4 protein-coding genes are annotated in these 3420 nt (G+C 67.1%); 1 reads left to right on the forward strand and 3 read right to left on the reverse strand.

What is annotated here, in order from left to right; translation table 11 throughout:
• Positions 1–272 (reverse strand): GntR family transcriptional regulator (locus tag AC2FM5_RS19415; RefSeq protein WP_496737614.1); only part of this gene is annotated, 272 nt, incomplete at its 3' end.
• 132 nt (positions 273–404) lie between these two features.
• Here AC2FM5_RS19415 and AC2FM5_RS19420 point away from each other — a divergent pair.
• The gene (locus tag AC2FM5_RS19420; RefSeq protein WP_170441066.1) at positions 405–1421 is read left to right on the forward strand and encodes an Ldh family oxidoreductase; all 1017 of its coding nucleotides are present in this window, start codon (positions 405–407) and stop codon (positions 1419–1421) included.
• On the opposite strand, the gene AC2FM5_RS19425 is transcribed toward AC2FM5_RS19420, so the two are convergent.
• Both AC2FM5_RS19425 and AC2FM5_RS19430 read right to left on the reverse strand, forming a co-directional pair.
• Positions 1418–2443, reverse strand: a complete 1026-nt coding sequence (locus AC2FM5_RS19425) for a trans-3-hydroxy-L-proline dehydratase (protein WP_496737617.1) — start codon at positions 2441–2443, stop codon at positions 1418–1420. The two genes, AC2FM5_RS19420 and AC2FM5_RS19425, sit on opposite strands and share 4 nt — an antisense overlap.
• A gap of 7 nt (positions 2444–2450) precedes the next feature.
• A partial coding sequence (locus tag AC2FM5_RS19430; RefSeq protein ID WP_496737618.1) for an NAD(P)/FAD-dependent oxidoreductase occupies positions 2451–3420 on the reverse strand: 970 nt, incomplete at its 5' end.

Consider the following 3420-nt stretch of genomic DNA (forward strand, 5'->3'; position numbering starts at 1 on the left):
AGCGACCGCAGGTCGAAGATCTCGCCGATCTCGGACAGGGAATGGCGCGTGACCCGCGCACCGCGATTGTTCGTCAGCTGAACCAGTCCTTCGGCATCAAGCTGTTTCAGCGCCTCGCGCACCGGCATGCGCGACACGTCATAGTCTTCGGCCAATGCCTCCTGACGGATGGTCTCGCCTTCCGCCAGATCACCGCTGAGAATGCGTTCACGCAAGTCGGACGCGATTGCATCGGGAAGGCTTTGACGGGTGATTGCGCGTTTTGCTGCCAAGGGTCTGTCCGCATTTGCATTTTGGATACAAATATCCGCCCCGAGGCGCTTTTCCAACCGCCTATCGGGTTGAACAGGGCTAGGGTTCCCCGCTACCCCTTTGGCAACCGAGATCAAACCCAGGGACGGAACATGAGCGAAACGGTACGGCTGACGCCTGAAGAAATGACCGATCTGAGCCTGAAGGTTCTGTCCCATGTGGGTTATGGCCCCGACCACGCGCAGGCGATCGCGGAACTATTGACCACCTGCCAGATGGACGATTGCCAGTCGCACGGGCTGTTTCGCCTGTTCATGTGCGCCCAGACCATGCAGGCCGGCAAGATCGACGGCCATGCGCAGCCCCGGGTCGCCCCCTCGGACAATGCCATCGTTCGCGTCGACGCGCAGGGCGGCATGTCGTTGCTGGCCTTCGAAACTGGCCTGCCGCATCTGATCGACAAGACCCGCACCCACGGGATCGCGGCCATGGCGATCAACCGCTGTTTTCATTTCTCGGCCCTGTGGCCCGAGGTCGAGGCCCTTTCGGCCCAGGGGCTTGCGGCCATGGCGATGGTGCCCAGCCATTCCTGGGTGGCCCCGGCCGGAGGCACGCGCGGCAGCCTGGGCACCAACCCACTGGCCTTCAGCTGGCCCCGCATGGGCAAAGACCCGTTCACCTTCGATTTCGCGACCAGCGCCTTCGCCCGCGGCGAGATCGAGCTGTACAAGCGCGCGGGCAAACCCCTGCCCGAAGGCGTGGCGATCGACAAAGACGGCAACCCCACGACCGACCCGCAAGCGGCGCTGGACGGCGCGATGCTGACTTTCGGCGGCTACAAAGGCTCGGCCCTGTCGATCATGATCGAACTTCTGGCCGGCCCGCTGATCGATGACCTGACCAGCCTGGAGAGCATGGAGTTCGCCCAAGGCACGGGCGGCGCGCCTTACCACGGCGACATCATCATCGCCTTCGACCCCGACCAGTTCAGCGGCGGGCGACGACAGGCCAACGACGCGCGGGCCGAGCGCCTGTTTGCCGATATCCTCGATCAGGGCGCGCGCCTGCCGTCACAGCGCCGCTTTGCCGCCCGCGCGCGCAACACCGCCCGGGGATATGCCGAGGTTTCCGCGCAACTGCACCGCGACCTGCTGGCCCTTCTGGACTAGGCACCCCAGGTGTCGCGCAGGCGGTAACCTTGCGGCCAGGGGTCGTCGGGGTCCAGCATGTGCTGGTGGATGCCGGTGATCCATCCACGGCCCGAGATCTCGGGCAGGATGGCCGGGCGGTCTCCGACCTGGGCCGTACCCAGTATCCGGCCGGTAAACCGCGACCCGATGATCGACACCGCGTCAAAGCTCTGGCCCGGCCGCATCTGCCCCCGCGCGGCCATCAGCGCCATGCGGGCCGAAACGGCGGTGCCGGTGGGCGAGCGGTCGACCTTGCCGGGCTGGATCGCCACCGCGGACCGGCCGGTCAGACCGGTTTCGGTTTCGGCCAACGGTCCGCAGAACGCGCAGAACGAGATATGGTCCCAATCCGGGTTCTTGGGATGCGCAAAGCCCAGCTGCGCATTGGCGGCGTCGGTGATCGCCACCCCCAGACGGGCGATGTCGGCGGCCTCGTCCTCGGTGATGCGCAGCCCCAGCGCCGCGGTGTCGACCACGACGAAACTGTCCCCGCCATAGGCGGTGTCCACCGTCAGGGTCCCCAGCCCTGCGACTTCGAGCGGCGCGGCGAGGCGGTCGGCAAAGCTGGGCAGGTTCTGGACGTAGATCCGTACTGCCTTGCCGTTGCGGCATTCGGCCCGCACCCGCACCAGCCCGCCCGGCGCCTCGAGCGTCAGGTGGGTTTCCGGTTCGGTCATCGGCAGGATGCCCCCGTCCAGCAGCACTGTCGCCACGCATATCGCGTTCGAGCCGGACATGGGCGGCGTGTCCTCGGGCTCCATTATGATGAAGGCGGCGTCGGCATCAGGGTGTTTGGGCGGCACCAGCAGGTTGACATGGCGGAACACCCCGCCGCGCGGCTCGTTCAGCACGAAGTTGCGCAGGGTCTGGTCGCGGGCGATGAAGCTGCGTTGCGCCCAGATCGTGTCGCCGGGCGGCGGGGCGACACCGCCGACGATCACATCCCCCACTTCACCCTCGGCATGGGCCGAGATCACGTGGATGGTCTTGCTGCTGCGCATCCCCCGCTCAGAACCGGGTGGCGGCGAAGGGATCGACCGGGATGGACGGATCGGTGCCGTCGATCAGCGCCCCCACCAGCTCGGCGGTCCCGGCCGACTGGGTCAGGCCCAGATGGCCGTGCCCGAAGGCATAGACCAGGTTCGGCGATTTCGAAGACCGTCCGATCACCGGAATGCTGTCGGGCAGCGAGGGGCGGAACCCCATCCACTGCGTCCCGCCTTCGGTCTTCAACCCCGGTAGGAACTGGCGCGCCTTGTTCAGCAAGGTATCGGCGCGTTTGAAATTGGGCGGCAGGTCAAGCCCGCCCAGTTCGACCGCGCCGCCGATGCGCACACCGCCGTTAATCTTGGTGGCCACGAAAGCATGCCGCGAGAAGGCAAGGTGCAGCCGCAGGTCGAACGCGCCCGGCGGCAGGGTCGTGTTATAGCCCCGCTCGGTCTCGAGCGGGATCCGGTCGCCCACCGTGCGGGTCAGGTGGTGCGACCACGCCCCGGCGGCCACGACCACCTTGCTGGCATCCGCCGCACCCTGGTCGAAGCGCACCCAGACGCCCGTGTCCGACAGCTCCAGCGCGCGTACGGGGCGCGTTTCGATCACCCCGCCACGGTCGCGGAACACCTGCGCCAGATGCTCGACCCAGCGTTTGGGATCGACGGTATTCCACCAGTGCGGCGTGAACCCGGCATGGGTGAAACGCGGGCTGAGCCCGGGCTGAATCTCGGCGATCGCCTCGGGGCTTTCCAGCAAGTCGAAGGCGATGCCATGTTGGCGACGCAACTCCCACGTGGGCAAGGCGGCACGGAACTCGGCCGCGCTTTCGTACAACTGCAACTGCCCGTCACGCTGCATCATCGCCTCGCCACCCGTATCGGCGATCTGCCGTTCGGTCGCGGCCTGGCACAGGCGCATCAGGTTGGCCTGCGCGGCGACCAGCGCCTGGTACCGGCTGGGGCGGCTGGCCCGCCAGAACCGCCAC

Source organism: Ruegeria sp. BHSA162 (assembly GCF_059613385.1).